Origin of the sequence: Halobellus ordinarius, assembly GCF_031823395.1 — an archaeon.
Lineage (GTDB): Archaea > Halobacteriota > Halobacteria > Halobacteriales > Haloferacaceae > Haloquadratum > Haloquadratum ordinarius.
Genome location: NZ_JAVQKJ010000002.1, coordinates 456,313 through 470,382 on the forward strand (window position 1 = coordinate 456,313; position 14,070 = coordinate 470,382).

The 14,070-nt window shown below is 66.0% G+C and carries 12 protein-coding genes; 5 read left to right on the forward strand and 7 right to left on the reverse strand.

Annotated features, from left to right (window positions below):
• Positions 1 to 2 precede the first annotated feature (2 nt).
• From rpoA2 to RJT48_RS02645, 6 genes are all read right to left on the reverse strand, one after another.
• Entirely contained in the window at positions 3 to 1,235 is a 1,233-nt protein-coding gene (rpoA2, locus tag RJT48_RS02620; protein ID WP_311170669.1) for a DNA-directed RNA polymerase subunit A'', read from the reverse strand.
• Positions 1,228 to 4,152 (reverse strand): DNA-directed RNA polymerase subunit A', encoded by a 2,925-nt coding sequence (locus RJT48_RS02625; protein ID WP_311170849.1) that lies wholly within the window; start codon positions 4,150 to 4,152, stop codon positions 1,228 to 1,230. The genes rpoA2 and RJT48_RS02625 overlap by 8 nt, the downstream gene beginning before the upstream one ends.
• Positions 4,153 to 4,167: 15 nt before the next feature.
• Positions 4,168 to 5,997, reverse strand: a complete 1,830-nt coding sequence (gene rpoB / locus RJT48_RS02630) for a DNA-directed RNA polymerase subunit B (RefSeq protein ID WP_311170670.1) — start codon at positions 5,995 to 5,997, stop codon at positions 4,168 to 4,170.
• A 3-nt stretch (positions 5,998 to 6,000) separates the two neighbouring features.
• Positions 6,001 to 7,569, reverse strand: coding sequence for a DNA-directed RNA polymerase subunit B'' (locus tag RJT48_RS02635; RefSeq protein ID WP_311170671.1), 1,569 nt, complete (start codon positions 7,567 to 7,569; stop codon positions 6,001 to 6,003).
• Positions 7,566 to 7,793 carry a DNA-directed RNA polymerase subunit H gene (locus RJT48_RS02640; RefSeq protein WP_311170672.1) on the reverse strand — a complete coding sequence of 76 codons (228 nt, stop codon included), beginning with the start codon at positions 7,791 to 7,793 and terminating at the stop codon, positions 7,566 to 7,568. The genes RJT48_RS02635 and RJT48_RS02640 overlap by 4 nt, the downstream gene beginning before the upstream one ends.
• A gap of 422 nt (positions 7,794 to 8,215) precedes the next feature.
• Entirely contained in the window at positions 8,216 to 9,508 is a 1,293-nt protein-coding gene (locus tag RJT48_RS02645; RefSeq protein WP_311170673.1) for a glucose-6-phosphate isomerase, read from the reverse strand.
• 122 nt (positions 9,509 to 9,630) lie between these two features.
• Between RJT48_RS02645 and RJT48_RS02650 the strand changes: the two genes are divergently transcribed.
• From RJT48_RS02650 to RJT48_RS02670, 5 genes are all read left to right on the forward strand, one after another.
• Entirely contained in the window at positions 9,631 to 10,164 is a 534-nt protein-coding gene (locus RJT48_RS02650; protein WP_311170674.1) for a DUF8056 family protein, read from the forward strand.
• 106 nt (positions 10,165 to 10,270) lie between these two features.
• Complete coding sequence (locus RJT48_RS02655; RefSeq protein ID WP_311170675.1) at positions 10,271 to 10,762, forward strand: DUF5812 family protein; 492 nt, start codon at positions 10,271 to 10,273, stop codon at positions 10,760 to 10,762.
• Positions 10,763 to 10,832: 70 nt separating this feature from the next.
• Positions 10,833 to 11,714, forward strand: coding sequence for a protein translocase subunit SecF (secF, locus tag RJT48_RS02660; RefSeq protein WP_311170676.1), 882 nt, complete (start codon positions 10,833 to 10,835; stop codon positions 11,712 to 11,714).
• A complete protein-coding gene (locus tag RJT48_RS02665) occupies positions 11,714 to 13,318 on the forward strand; it encodes a preprotein translocase subunit SecD (protein ID WP_311170677.1) in 1,605 nt (534 codons plus the stop codon). Before secF ends, RJT48_RS02665 begins: the two co-directional genes overlap by 1 nt.
• Positions 13,319 to 13,581: 263 nt before the next feature.
• A complete protein-coding gene (locus RJT48_RS02670; RefSeq protein WP_311170678.1) occupies positions 13,582 to 13,821 on the forward strand; it encodes a DUF7511 domain-containing protein in 240 nt (79 codons plus the stop codon).
• Positions 13,822 to 13,917: 96 nt separating this feature from the next.
• On the opposite strand, the gene RJT48_RS20735 is transcribed toward RJT48_RS02670, so the two are convergent.
• Complete coding sequence (locus RJT48_RS20735; protein ID WP_425604696.1) at positions 13,918 to 14,070, reverse strand: PGF-CTERM sorting domain-containing protein; 153 nt, start codon at positions 14,068 to 14,070, stop codon at positions 13,918 to 13,920.

Genomic DNA, 14,070 nt, shown 5'->3' on the forward strand with positions numbered 1-14,070 from the left:
GGTCAGTCGTCGGTCGCGGAGGGATTCCCGCCGTCGGTCTCGAGCGACCCCATCCGCAGGTCGACGTCGCCCGTCCCGATCGAGACGGGCTTGCCGACGATGACGTTCTCGATGACGCCGTCGAGGTCGTCCTCCTCGCCGTGGACCGCCGCATCGAGCAGGTGGTTGACCGTCACCTCGAAGGCGGCGCGGGCGAGCACGGAGTCTTTCGACCCCGAGATGCCGTGGCGACCGATCGATTCGATCTCGCCGCGGTTCGTCATGATGTCTGCGACCAGCATCAGGTGCCGGATGTTCACGTCGTCGAGCCCCTGCTCTTCGAGCGTCTCCATCGTCTCGTTGATGATGGTCTCGCGTGCGGCCTCGACGCCGAGGTTCCGGTAGACCTCGTGGATGTTGTTACTCGTCGTCCGGGAGGCGTCGACGCCCTCGATCGAGAGCACGTCGCCGAAGGCCGACCCCTCGGTGTAGAGGACGAACTCCTCGCCCTCTGTGTCCTCGTTGTCTTCCTTCCGGATGACGACCCGGGAGATGTCTTCGAGGCCCTTGAAGACGATTTCGCGCAGTTCCTCGACGAGCTGCAGCAGCCGGCGGTAGCTCGGTTCGTCGGGGCCGAACTCGATGAGCGTCCCCGACCGCCGCGTACTGACGCCGAGGGCGTCCTCGATGGTCTCGGCGATCTCCTGGGCGACGGTGTCGACGTCGTCGACGGTCGGCCACCGCTCGTCGAGCGTCCCCTCGTTGAGGTCGACCTGGACGACCATGTCCGCCACGTTGGTGGAGATGTCCCCCAGCGCGAGGATCTTCGTCGCCTCCATCTGCCAGACGACCTCGTGGGCGCGTTCGCGGTTCTCGGCGTACTCGTCTTCGAGGTGGACCGTCATCATCGGCGTGTCGGGCGTCTTCCGCGCGTCGACCAGTTCGATGAGTCGCGGCAGGCCCTGGGTGACGTCGATCTCGGCGACGCCCGCGTAGTGGAACGTGTTCATCGTCATCTGCGTTCCAGGTTCGCCGATCGACTGCGCGGAGACGGTCCCGACGGGGTCGTGGGCGTCGACGCGGTTGTCCTCGTAGCGCGAGGAGACCGCCTGTGCGATCTCGTCGGCCTGTTCGAGGGTGACTCCCTCCCGCTCTTCGATCGTCTCGTAGATGCGGTGCTGGAGGCTCTCGGGCAGGTTGTGGTCCCGCACGATCGCCGCGATGTCGTCGCCGACGTGTTCGTATTCGTCAGTCATCGGATTCCACCCCCAGGCTCTGGGCCTTGTCGAGTCCCGGCCCGGCGTACTCGGAGATGTTGGTCGGCCGCTGCTCCCGACCGAGGAAGCGCTCTTTCTCCGCTTCGGAGTCGAACTCCGCCTCGATGATCCGGTCGGTGACCGCTTCGACGTCGATCGGGTTCTCCTCCGAGGAGGACACCTTCACGGGCGAGGTGCCGTCCTCGCCGAACTCGAACTGGACGACCGTCCCCGAGGTGTCGCGGACGGTGCCGTCGTACTGCGCCTCCAGTTCCGAGAGGGCGTTGATCAGCCGGCGCTGCAGGTAGCCGGACTTCGACGTCCGGACTGCGGTGTCGACCAGGCCTTCGCGGCCACCCATCGCGTGGAAGAAGAACTCCCGCGGGGTCAGCCCGCCGCGGTAGCTGTTCTCGACGAAGCCGTGTGCCTCCGCCGAGAGGTCGTCCTTCTGGTAGTGGCTGAGCGTCCGGCCCTCGTAGCCGCGGTTGATCCGCTCGCCACGAACGGCCTGCTGGCCGACACAGCCGGCCATCTGCGTGAGGTTCAGCATCGACCCACGCGCGCCGGAGCGGGCCATCACTACGGCCGGGTTGTCGTCGCGGAAGTGGTCTTCGGCGATCTCGCCGGCCGAGTCACGGGCCTTTCCGAGCTGCTGCATGATCTTCATCTCGAGGGTCTCGTCGACCGTCCGGCCCGGCAGCGATTCGAGTTCGTCGTTCTCGTAGATGTCGATGAGCTCGTCGACGCGGTCGTAGGCGCCGCCGATTGCCTCGTCGACCTGTGAGGTGGCCTCGTCGGGGATCGACTCGTCGTCGATCCCGATCGAGAAGCCGAAGTGCATGATCGCCCGCATCGCCAGCGAGGCGACCTCGTTGACGAACACGCGGGCGCGGGTCTTCGAGTGCGTCTTCGCGAGCGTGTCGACGACCTCGCCGCCGAAGGCGCCGACGGCGTCCTCGTCGATGGTGCCCGAAATAAGCTGGCCGTCGACGATCTGCACCTCGTCGCCCGCCGAGGAGGTGAACTCGAGGTTCAGATCCTCGGGCAGCAGTTCGCTGAAGAGCTGTCGGCCGGTCCAGTAGGGCTCGCCGTCGGCCTCGCCCGTGGGCTCCGGCAGCGTGTCGATGCTCGTCGCCCGGAGCAGGTCCAGCGCCTGCGTCTCGGTGAACTCGGGGTTGCCGTTGGTCAGGAGGTACGTCCCGGAGATGTGGTCCTGGATCGCTCCGATGATGTTCTCGCCGAAGCGCGGGCTGAGCATCTGCTCCTGGACGCGCATCAGCACGCGCGCTTCCGCCCGCGACTCCTCGGTCTGGAGCGCGTGCATATTCATTTCGTCGCCGTCGAAGTCGGCGTTGTACGGCGGACAGACGACCGTGTTGAGCCGGAACGTCTTGTACGGCATCACGACGACCTCGTGTGCCATGATCGACATCCGGTGCAGCGACGGCTGGCGGTTGAAGATCACGATGTCGCCGTCGATCAGGTGGCGGTTGACCTCCCACCCGGCGTCGATCTTCTCGGCGAGTTCCTCGCAGTTCTTCTCGGTGACCTTCAGCCGGCGGCCGTCGGGCCGCTTGACGTAGTTCGCGCCGGGGTGACCCTCGGGGCCGTTCTGGACGTACTGCTTGGCCCGACCGAGGTTCCGCTCGGAGACGTTCATCGTCTGGGTCATCTCGCGGGCGACCCGCTCGGGGACGCCGACCTCGTTCAGCGACAGCGTCGGGTCCGGCGAGATGACGGTCCGCGCCGAGAAGTTCACGCGCTTCCCGGACAAAGAGCCGCGGAAGCGACCTTCCTTGCCCTTCAGCCGCTGGCTGAGAGTCTTCAGCGGCCGGCCGGAGCGGTGTCTCGCCGGGGGCGTGCCGCTGATCTCGTTGTCGATGAAGGTCGTGACGTGGTACTGCAGCAGTTCCCAGAGGTCCTCGATGATGAGCTGCGGCGCGCCAGCCTCGCGGTTCTCCATGAACCGCTGGTTGATGCGGATGATGTCGACGAGCTTGTGCGTGAGGTCGTCCTCGGAGCGCTGGCCGTTGTCGAGCGTGATCGACGGCCGCGCGGTGACCGGCGGGACCGGCAGGACGGTGAGGATCATCCACTCGGGGCGCGACCGACTGGGATCGATTCCGAGCGTCTCGATGTCCTCGTCGGGGATGTCCTCGAACCAGTCGCGGATGTCCGAGGGCATGAGCTTGTTCATGTCCTCCTCGGTCAGGTCGACGTCGAGCGCCTTCTCCAGTTTCTTGCGATCCTCGCCGACCGGGCGGAACTCGCCCGAGAGGATCTCGTTGACGCGGCTGACGTCGAGGCCGGCCTCCTCGGCCAGGCCCGCAGGCGAGATGCCGTCGTCGTCCGAATCGGGGTCGGGCTGCATCGCCGAAGCGATGCGCTCGGAGTAGTCGCCCGCGAGGACGTCCTGGACCTCGTAGTAGGTCGTCGGCTTCTCGTGTTTGATGTCGTGCTGCTGGGCGCCGCAGTGCGGACAGCGGCTCGCCTTCCGCGCCTGGCGGACCGCCGCTTTGAGCACGTCGGTCCAGTCCTCGCCGAGTTCCTCGTTGCGCTGGAGCCCCTCGCGGAACTCGTCTTGCTCTTCGGCGGTCAGCGAGAGCCGCCCGCAGTCCCGGCAGGTCGACCGGAGCAGCCGGCGGATGAGCTTGGTGAAACCGACGTGGATGACGGGCGCGGCCAGTTCGATGTGACCGAAGTGGCCGTTACACGACCCCGAATGCGACCCGCAGGTCCGACACTCGAGGCCCGGGTCGATAACGCCCAGGCGGGGGTCCATCAGCCCCATATCGATTGGATAGCCGTCGTCGTCGTACGTGTCTGCGGTGATGACCTTCGTCGCGGACATGTCTCGGTACGTCTCGGGATCCATCAGCCCGAACTGGATGGCTCCGATCTCTTTGGGTGTCTGCATTGACATTGTGTGTGGTTAGACTGCGTCTTCGAGGTCGAGGCGTGGTCGGATGCCCAGCGCGATCATCTCGTCGAGGAGAAGTTTGAACGCGTAGCTGATCTCGATCTCGTGGATATCGTCCTCATCGCCCGTGACGGGGTCGTAGATACGGCGCTGGCCGCGGTCCTCGACGGCGACCATCCCGGTGTCCGCGGAGATGTATACCGTCTCCTTGTCGGAAGAGTCCAGCAGGCGCTCCTGCAGGACCATCGCGGCGCCGTGGCCGATGACGGTGTCGCGCTCCATCTCGCCCAGGCGGAGGCCACCCTCGCGGGCACGCCCCTCGGTGGGCTGGCGGGTGAGCACCTGCACCGGCCCGCGGGAGCGGGCGTGCAGCTTGTTGCTCACCATGTGGTAGAGTTTGTGATAGAAGATCGTCCCGACGAAGATCTCGGCTTCGATCTGTTCGCCGGTGACGCCGGAGTACATCACTTCCTTGCCGGAGGATTTGAAGCCGTGGTCCTCCAGGGCGCCCCGGAGTTCGTCCTCGGATTCGCCCTGGAAGGCGGTGCCGTCGACGCGCCGGCCCTCGAGGGAGCCGACCTTGCCGCCGAGCATCTCCAGGACGTGGCCGACCGTCATCCGCGAGGGCAGCGCGTGCGGGTTCAACACGAGGTCGGGCACGACGCCCTCCTCGGTGAACGGCATGTCCTCCTGGGGGGCGAGGTGGCCGACGACGCCCTTCTGGCCGTGCCGGGACGCGAACTTGTCGCCGAGTTCGGGGACCCGCTGGTCGCGGACCGACACCTTCGCGAGCTTCGAACCGTCCTCGCCCTCCATCAGCGTGACCGTGTCGACGACCCCGGACTCGCCGGAGCGCATCGTCACGGAGGTCTCACGCCGCTTCTGCGGGGAGAGCCCGCCCATATCGTCGGGTTCCTCGAGGAACCGCGGCGGCGACGTCTTCCCGAGGAGCACCGAGTTCTCGTCGACCCGGGTCTCGGGGTTGACGAGGCCGTCCTCGTCGAGGTGGGTGTACGCGTCCTCGCCGCGGGCGCCGCGGACGTCCTGACTCGGGATCTCGAAGCGGTCCTCCTGGCCGCCGGGATACCGGCGCTCCTCGCCCTCGTAGGTCCGGAAGAAGTGCGAGCGGGCCATCGCCCGGTCGACCGAGCCCTGATTCATCACCAGTGCGTCCTCGATGTTGAAGCCCTCGTAGGACATCACGGCGACGACGAAGTTCTGCGCCGCGGGGCGCTCGTCGAAGCCGATCTGTTCGGTGGTCTGCGTTTTGACCATCGAGAGCTGCGGGTAATGCAGGAGGTGCTGGCGCGTGTCGGGGCGGATGCGGTAGTTCGCCGCTGGCAGCCCCAGAGACTGCTTCATCATCCCCGCGCCCATCGTAATCCGGGGCGAGGCGTTGTGCTCGGGGTAGGGGATCATCCCCGCACCGATCCCGAAGATGAGCTGCGGGTCGATCTCGAGGTGGGTGTGGTCGTCGGACACCTCCTCTTCGTCGACCGCGACGTAGATGTCCTCTTCCTCCTCGGCGTCGATGAACTCGACGTAGCCGCGCTCGACGAGGTCCTCGAACTCCAGGGCGCCGGACTCGACCGCCTCGATCTCCTCGTCGCCGAGGAGCGGTTCGCCGTCCTCGACGACGATGAGCGGACGCCGTGCGCGTCCCGAATCGGCGTTGACGATGACCTCGCGGGTCCGCTCTTTGACCGACACGTTCACCATATCGCTGACGTCGCCGCGGCGGCGCGCCTCTCTGATCTGTTCTGCGAGCTGCTCTGGGTCGGGATGCGTCCCGACCAAACTGCCGTTGACGTAGACTTTCGCCTCTCGTTGTGCCTGAGCCATTTTTTAATCGTCCGCGGGTGTGCCGGCTGCCGGTCCCTCGATACCGGGAATTCCTTCGACGCCCATCGACGCGAGTTCGCGCTTGAGCGACTGTTCGTCCTCGACGTTCTGGGAGAGCTCCATCGCCTGCGCGAAGTTCTTCACCAGGCCGCAGTTCGGTCCCTCGGGGGTCTCGGAGGGACAGATGCGGCCCCACTGGGTCGCGTGCAGGTCGCGGGCCTCGAAGTGCGGCTGACTCCGCGACAGCGGGCTGCGGAGCCGACGCAGGTGCGACAGCACGCCCATGTAGTCGGTCCGGTCGACGAGCTGTGAGACGCCCGAGCGGCCGCCCACCCAGTTGCCCGTCGCGATCGGGTGTTCGAGCCGTTCGGTCAGCACGTCCGAGCGGACCACGGTACTGACGGTCAGGTCGCGGTTCCGCATATTCGCCCGTTCGAGCTGGTACTTCACGTCGCGGGCCAGCTTGTTCAGCGCCGTCCGGAAGAGGTCCTTCATCAGGTCGCCGGAGACCTTCAGGCGCTTGTTGGCGTAGTGGTCCTTGTCGTCGGACTCGCGGCGCTCCAAGGCGAGCTCGAAGCACGCCTCGGCCATCCGACAGAGGTAGTACGCCTTGTTGATGCGGACGTCCTCGTCCTCGACGCCGTCCTCGTGGAGGTGCGGCAGGAGGTAGCGGTCGATGACGTAGTTCGCCCGCTTCAGCTGGTAGTTCTTGCCCTGGCCGCCCGCGACGCGCTCGCCGAGGGTCTCGATGGCCTCCTGCTCGGTCTGGACGTCGGCCTCCTCCAGATTTTCGAGCATGAACTTCACGATCTCGGGGTCGTCGGAGACGCGGTGAACGATCTCCTCGTCGGATTCGAGCCCGAGGGCGCGGACGAGCGTCACGAAGTCGACGCTGCCCGAAACGGAGGGGAACGAGACCTCCAGCAGCCCTTCGCGGTTGCGCTCACAGAGGACGAGCGCGCGGTACCCGCGGCGCTGGGAGAACGTCTTGGCGACCTGGATCTCGTCGCCGTACTTCGAGTCGTACTCTGCGAGGATCTTGTTCGGCGCCAGGTCCTCGCTCGTCATCAGCACCCGCTCGGAGCCGTTGACGATGAAGTAGCCGCCGGGATCGACGGGGTCCTCGCCGATCTCGATCAGTTCCTCGTCGGTGAGGCCGTGGATGTTGCACTTGGTCGAGCCCACCATAATGGGCATCCGGCCCACCTTCGTCTCGGTGGTGTCGACGACGATTTCCTCTTCCTCCTCGCCGCCGCGCACGATGGACATCTCCATAAAGACGGGCGCGGCGTAGGTGATGTTTCGGAGCCGGGCTTCCTGCGGGAACAGGAGTTCCTCGGAGCCGTCGGCCTCGCGGACGCGCGGGGTCTCGATGCGGACGTCCCCGAGTTCGACGAAGACGGGCTCTTCGCCCTCCTTGTCGCCGATGTCGGTCTCGATCCGCTCCTTTTCGGTGACGACCTCCTGCATCCCCCGTTCGAGGAAGTTGTTGAACGAGCGGAAGTGGTGTTCTGCGAGCCGTTCCTCCGAGAAATACTCGCGCGAGACGACGCGTCGGTCCTGTCGGTTCATTCGATCACCAGTCGGTAAGAGACTGCTCGGTCTGTGGTTCGGGAGTCGCGAACGATCTTCACGACGTCACCGATCTCCGCCTCGTCCGGCAGCGCGGGATCCTTCCGCTTGATCTTCGGGAGATCGGCTCGTTCGGTGTCGTACTGCTGTAACACCGATTCGACCTCCTCCTCGTCGATGAGCGTGTGCTCGGGGACGAGCTCGTGTTGGCTTACGTCTACCATATCTGGGTGTGCTCGATGTTTGGTGGGGAAGAAGTGGTCACGGGATACTACAGCCCGGTTGGAAAGGCAGCCATATAATCCTTGCCAACTTCGGATCGCGGAAGCACGGCTCACCGTCACGAGTGTTCTCTGCACTCGTGTCACGCTCACCCACGACCGTCTCCGATAAAGGTGTTGTGGCGACGTCGACGAGGAACGGCGTGACCACGAGGATAACGCCGCAGGCGACGAAGGTTTATATCCGATACCGGGACCAGCGGCAGTGTGACGTAAATATTGCTCCGCGTCGGGCAGCGGGTGCTCGGCACGACGTCGCGGGCTTGACGAACGCTGGCCGGGAGTGGGACCGGTAACAGCTCCGAATTGTGCCGACTGTTCGCTCTCCCTCGATCCGCTGCATCGTCCTGTCGCTCTCGTGGACGCTACTCCACGAGGAGACTCGTCCGCCCCTCGACCGCCTCGGCCTCAGCGAAGTCGCCGCCGCCGAGCAGCCCGCGGGCTGCGCGTTTCCCCCATTCGACGGCCGGCTGGGTGAACGTCGAGACCGCAGCGAGTTCACCGTAGAGGATGCACGCCGCCTCCATCTCGTAGAGGAGCGACCCAATACTCTCCTCGTCGACCGCGTCGATCTCGACGCGGATGGCCGGTACGTCAGACGCCGCGAGGCTCGCCTCCGTCGCCTCGAACTCCGCGTCGAGCAACTCGCCGAGCGACGCGCCGCCGAGGTACGACAGGCCGTCGAGGTCCGTCTCCGGAATCGCACAGTCGGGGCGGTCTCGCGGCCGCAGCAGCGTCACGAGCTTGTCGTGTGGCCCGGCGCGGTACAGTTGCAACTGTGAGTGCTGGTCGGTCGCCCCGAGCGCCCGCGCCGGCGTCTGTCCGAGGCCGTCCTTGCCGAGGCTCTCGGCCCACAGCTGTGCGAACCACTCGGCGAACGTCTCCAGCCGCTCGGCGTATGGCATCACCGCGTTCGTTCCCGCACCGCGCTCGGCCAGCGCGTACGTCGTCGCGCCGTAGGCGTACGCGGGCGTCGCGAACAGCGACCCCGAGAGGTCGCCGGCGGCGTCGGCAGCACCCGCACAGATCGCGTCGAGGTCGTGGCCCTGGATTGCCGCCACCGCCAGCCCGACCGTCGACAGCGCGGAGAACCGGCCGGGGACGCCGTCGGGCACCGACAGCGAGGGCAGGTCGTGTTTCTCTGCCAGCGCCCGGAGGTTCCCAGACTCCCCGGTCGTCACGAACGTCCGCTCGGTCCAGTCGACGCCGGCGTCGGCCATCGCCTCCCGGACGACCAGGAAGTTCGCGAGTGTCTCGGCGGTCGCCCCCGACTTCGAGACGACGTTGACGACTGTCCGGCCCAGCGGGAGCGAATCGAGCAACCGCGAGACGTGTTCGGGGTCGACGTTGTCGAGGAAGTACGCGTCCGGATCCTCCGGCCCGGCCAGCGCGTCGGCGAATGTCGCCGCTCCGAGCGCGCTCCCGCCGATGCCGACCGTCAGGACCGCCGCAGGATCGTTGAACGGTTCCACGGCTGATCGGATCAAATCGAGATCGACTGTCTCGGGAAGATTCAGGGCCGCGTAGCCGTGTTCGTGGTCGTCGCGACCGGCCTGGATCCGCTCGTGGGCGGTCGCCACCTGTTCGTCGAGCCGTTCGAGCGAGTCCCGGGAGACACCGGGCGTCGCGCCGAGCGCGCTGCCGAGATCGACGTGCATACCTACCCGACCGCGGGCCGCGACGAAAAAGCGGTCGGTCCCGTCTGGTCGTGGCTACGGTGCGTTGTCACCGCCGTCGCAGGGCCGACAGGATCAAATCACCGCACATCCAAGCCGAACTGATGGCATCGGGCTACAACGGCGTCTTCGGGGCGTTCCCCTACGCGTTTCGGGAAAGCGAGTCGCGGGTGTTCAAACTCTACGTCCTCGCGAGCGCGGTCGCGAGCGCGCTCGTCGGCGTTCTCGTCACCATCGCGCTCGTCGTGCTGATCGCCGGAACCACCGGCGGGCAGGGCGGTTCGCTCACGCTCTCGCGCTCTTTCTACGTCGTGGTCGGCCTTCTGGTCGTGCTGCCGGCGGTCGCGCCGGTCCTGATCGTCGCTCGTCGACGACGACGCGGGAGCGGATCCTCCGTCCGCCACGAGACCGCACTCGCGATCGCGGGGTTCGTCTTCCTGCTCTCCGTCTACCTCGGCATCGTCGCGTCGATGCCGGAGACGTTCGTCCTCGACGGCGAGACCGTGATGCGGCCACAGCCGAGTGGCCTCTTCGCGCCGGTGATCGCGGTCCTCTATGCGATCCCGCCTGCTCTGTCGTGGAGCGTGCCGCTCGTGGGAGCGGCGCTCGTCGCTGTCGCCCATCGGCTCTTCGGGTGAGCGGCCTTCGTCGCCCCCCGTTGTCTCTTCGGACGAGCGATGCGCCCTCGCACTCGGGGAGCCGTGCGACGAAACCCGCAAGTGCACCGAACGAGAACGGCCGGTAATGACCGACACTGACCCCGACACGGCGGAGACGCGCGTCGAGGGCACGTTTCTGGTGACTGCTGCCGACGACGCCTCGGCGGTGCTCAAAGACGTCGAGACCGGACAGGTACACACGCTCTCGTCGAATCCCGGCGTCGAGCGCGACGACGTCGTCGAGGGCGCTGTCGCGCCCGATCCGCCGATGAACGTCTCCTACCAGCTGGTGGAGACAGAGTCGCGACGCTCGCTGTCCGTCGAGCGGAGCGAGGAACCGCCGACGGCGCACTCGAAGGAACTGGCGGCCGCACAGGACGTCGGTGGCCTCACCCGCGAACCGCGCGCCGGAACGGGCGAGGTCCACGTGATTACCGTCCCCGAGGGCGAGATCGAGGCGGCCGTGGAAGACGTCCTCGACGACGAACAGGTACTCGCGCGAGCCGCGCGTTTGGGTGTCAACCGCGTCGAAGTCCGGTCGGCACCGGGCGTCCTCTCGGTCCGCTATCTTCCGTAGCGAGTCGAATCTGGATCGTCCGCGGCGAGGTATAAGAAGGCTTATTCGGCGCGGCTCTCCACCGGCACCTATGGTCGAGTTTACGGTACCGGAGGTCGACTACACCCGGTACACGAACCGCCAGCTCGCGGCGATCCCGCTCGCCATCCTGGCGGTGGCGCTCCTCATCATCGCGGGGTGGTTCGTGATGACTGGCTCACCCGTGAACCAGGGCATCGCGTTCACCGGGGGCACCGAGGTCCAGATCGCGATCGACGGCCCACAGCAGGAGGCCGAACAACAGATCCGCGAGGCGTTCTCCGCGGAGCCGGAATCGATCCGGTCGGTCCCCGCCCAGAACGTCTACGTCGTGACGTTCCAGTCCGACGGGGGCTCGGTCGGTGCTACTGAGTTGGAGCGCCAAGCCGAGGACGCCGGACTCGACGTGCGGTCTATCTCGTCAGTCTCAGCGAGTTTCGGTGCCGACACGCAGATCCTCGCGCTCGGTGGCCTCGGGGTCGCCTTCCTCGGTATGAGTCTGCTCGTCTTCGCGATGTTCCGGGTGTTCGTCCCGTCGATCGCGGTCGTGATCTCGGCGTTCTCCGACATCGCGATCCCCCTGGCGCTGATGAACGTCTTGGGGATCGAACTCTCCTTGGGGACCGTCGCTGCGCTTTTGATGCTCATCGGGTATTCAGTCGACTCCGACATCCTGCTGAACAACCACATCCTCCGCCGCTCGGGTGACTTCTACGAATCTACCTACCGGGCGATGCGAACCGGTGTCACGATGACGCTGACGTCCATCGTGGCGATGATCGTGATGACGATCACCGCGACGTTGTTCGGTATCCAACTGCTTGCGGCCATCGGGACGGTACTCGTCTTCGGGCTCGCGACTGACCTGATGAACACCTATATGCTGAACCTTAGCCTGCTCCGCTGGTACAAGTACGAGGGGGTGAACCGCTGATGGTCAATATACGTGAAAACTGGCGGGTGATTCTGCTCGTCGTCTTCCTTTTGATCTCGCTTTTCGCCCTCTTCTCACCGACGCTCGCGGCGGACGACGGCGCGGCCGGCGGCGACATCGCAGCCCAAAGCAGCACGACGAACCTCCAGTACGGGCTGGAACTATCCGGCGGCACACGCGTCCGAGCCCCGCTCGTCGGCGTCACAGCCGAGGAAGTCGACTTCGGCGGGAACGATACGGCGGCGGTCGAGCAAGCGGTCGCAGCGGAACTGGAGGGTGTCTCCCCCGTGGACGTGATCGCCCGTTCGGGGGGGCCGGCCGGACAGCAGACCACGGCCCAGCCCCAGTCGGGAACGGAGAACACCGTTGAGGTGACGGCCCAGAACGTCAGTCCCGACGATCTCGCCGCGGCGCTCGACGACGCCGGCTACGAGTACGAGACGGTCCGCGAGGGCGTCACCGAGACGACGCGGAACAGAGTCGTCAACGTCCTGCAGGAGAAGGTCAACGCGGCCGGCCTCTCCGGCGGAACGGTACAGCAAGTGACGACCGCACAGGGCGACAACTACATCCTGATCGAAGTCCCGAACCAGGACACAGAATCCGTACGAGAACTCGTCAGTGAGCGCGGGACAGTCGTCGTCGAGGCGTACTACCCAGAAGAGAACGGGGACGGATATGCCCAGGAAGTCGTCCTTCAGCAGGAGGATATGAACGAGGGCCCGGCACAAGAAGACGACAGGGGCGGCGCGTACGTCCCAGTGACGGTCGCTCAGTCGGCGGCTCCCGAATTTCAGGAGTCGATGCAGCGGACCGGGCTCGCCCAACCGGGAGGAACGCGTTGCACCTACGAACAGAATCCGAACGGCACCGACCCGTGTCTCCTCCTCGTCGTCAACGGCGAGGTGACCAACGCCTTCGGGATGAGTCCCGGTCTCGCCGATAGCCTCCGGAGTGGCGAGTGGTCACAGGACCCTGTCTTCCAACTGCAGACAACGAATATCTCCGAAGCGCAGGAGGTTTCGATCAACCTCCGCGCCGGCGCGCTGCCGGCACAACTCGATTTCTCGCGTGAGAGCGGGGGGACGACCTCGTACATCTCCCCGACACAGGGGGCCGACTTCCGGGTCAACTCGCTTCTCACGGGAATCATCGCGGTCCTCGCTGTCAGCGGCGTCGTCTTCCTTCGATACCGTGACGTCCGCGTCGCGGCACCGATGGTCCTGACGGCGCTCTCGGAGGTCGTCATCCTCCTCGGGTTCGCCGCCGGCATCGGCTATCCGCTGGATCTGTCGGTCATCGCCGGGTTCATCGCGGTCATCGGGACCGGCGTCGACGACCTGATCATCATCGCCGACGAGGTGATGGCCGAAGGCGAGATCAACTCCAGACGCGTGTTCCGCTCGCGCTTCCGGAAGGCGTTCTGGGTGATCGGCGCGGCCGCGGCGACCACCATTATCGCGATGTCGCCGCTGGCGATCCTCTCTTTGGGCGACCTCCAGGGCTTCGCGATCTTCACCATCCTCGGTGTGCTCGTCGGGGTCCTCGTAACCCGGCCCGCGTACGGCGACATCCTCCGGTCGCTGACGACGATCAACCGCTGACAATGATTACTCTCACTGTTTACCGCCGAGCGCCATCCCCGTTAGCGGCGCTCGGCGGTAAGAGACGAGAGTAATCATTGTGAGGCGCGCGAGCCCGCTTCGATGGCAGTTTTACGTTCGGCGACGACAACGGATCCCGGCGGAGAGACGACTCTCAGCCTACGGTAATAGGCGACTATTTAAATACGAACCCGCATCAATGGCGAAGTGTACCGGGCGACGACCAACGCCGCACCCCAAACCGGGAAACCGAGGTCCGACAGATGTCCACTGACACTAACCTCCCTGACACCGACGGCCCAGGCGACGTCGATATTCCCCGCATCGGCCCCGCAAGCGAGGTCGACCTGCCCGAACAGACCTGCCTCGCGCGGATCGAGGAGTACGACGACGCGCCCGACGAGTGTACGATCTATCCTGCTGACGCGACGCCGGCGGAGCTCACAACGACGTGGATCTCTGCGACAGAGGAGTCGTACGTCGCGCTGGATGCGATGCGTTAGGCGTTCCCGCTGATTTTCCGCTTGGCCAGTACGAAACCCGGACCAGAGCCGACAAGCGAATAGCGTGCGCGAGTAGGCCCCGCTTAACCGAGCCGCTTACGCCTCTAACCGGACTCCGGCGATGGACGCGAGGAGCGCAACGGCTGCCGCGACGAATTCGAACCCCGGCGTTGAGGCGCCCGTCGACGGTCTTACTCGGGCCGGCGATCCGCAGCAGAAGGCTGTCGTTGCGCACCACCGGGACCGAAT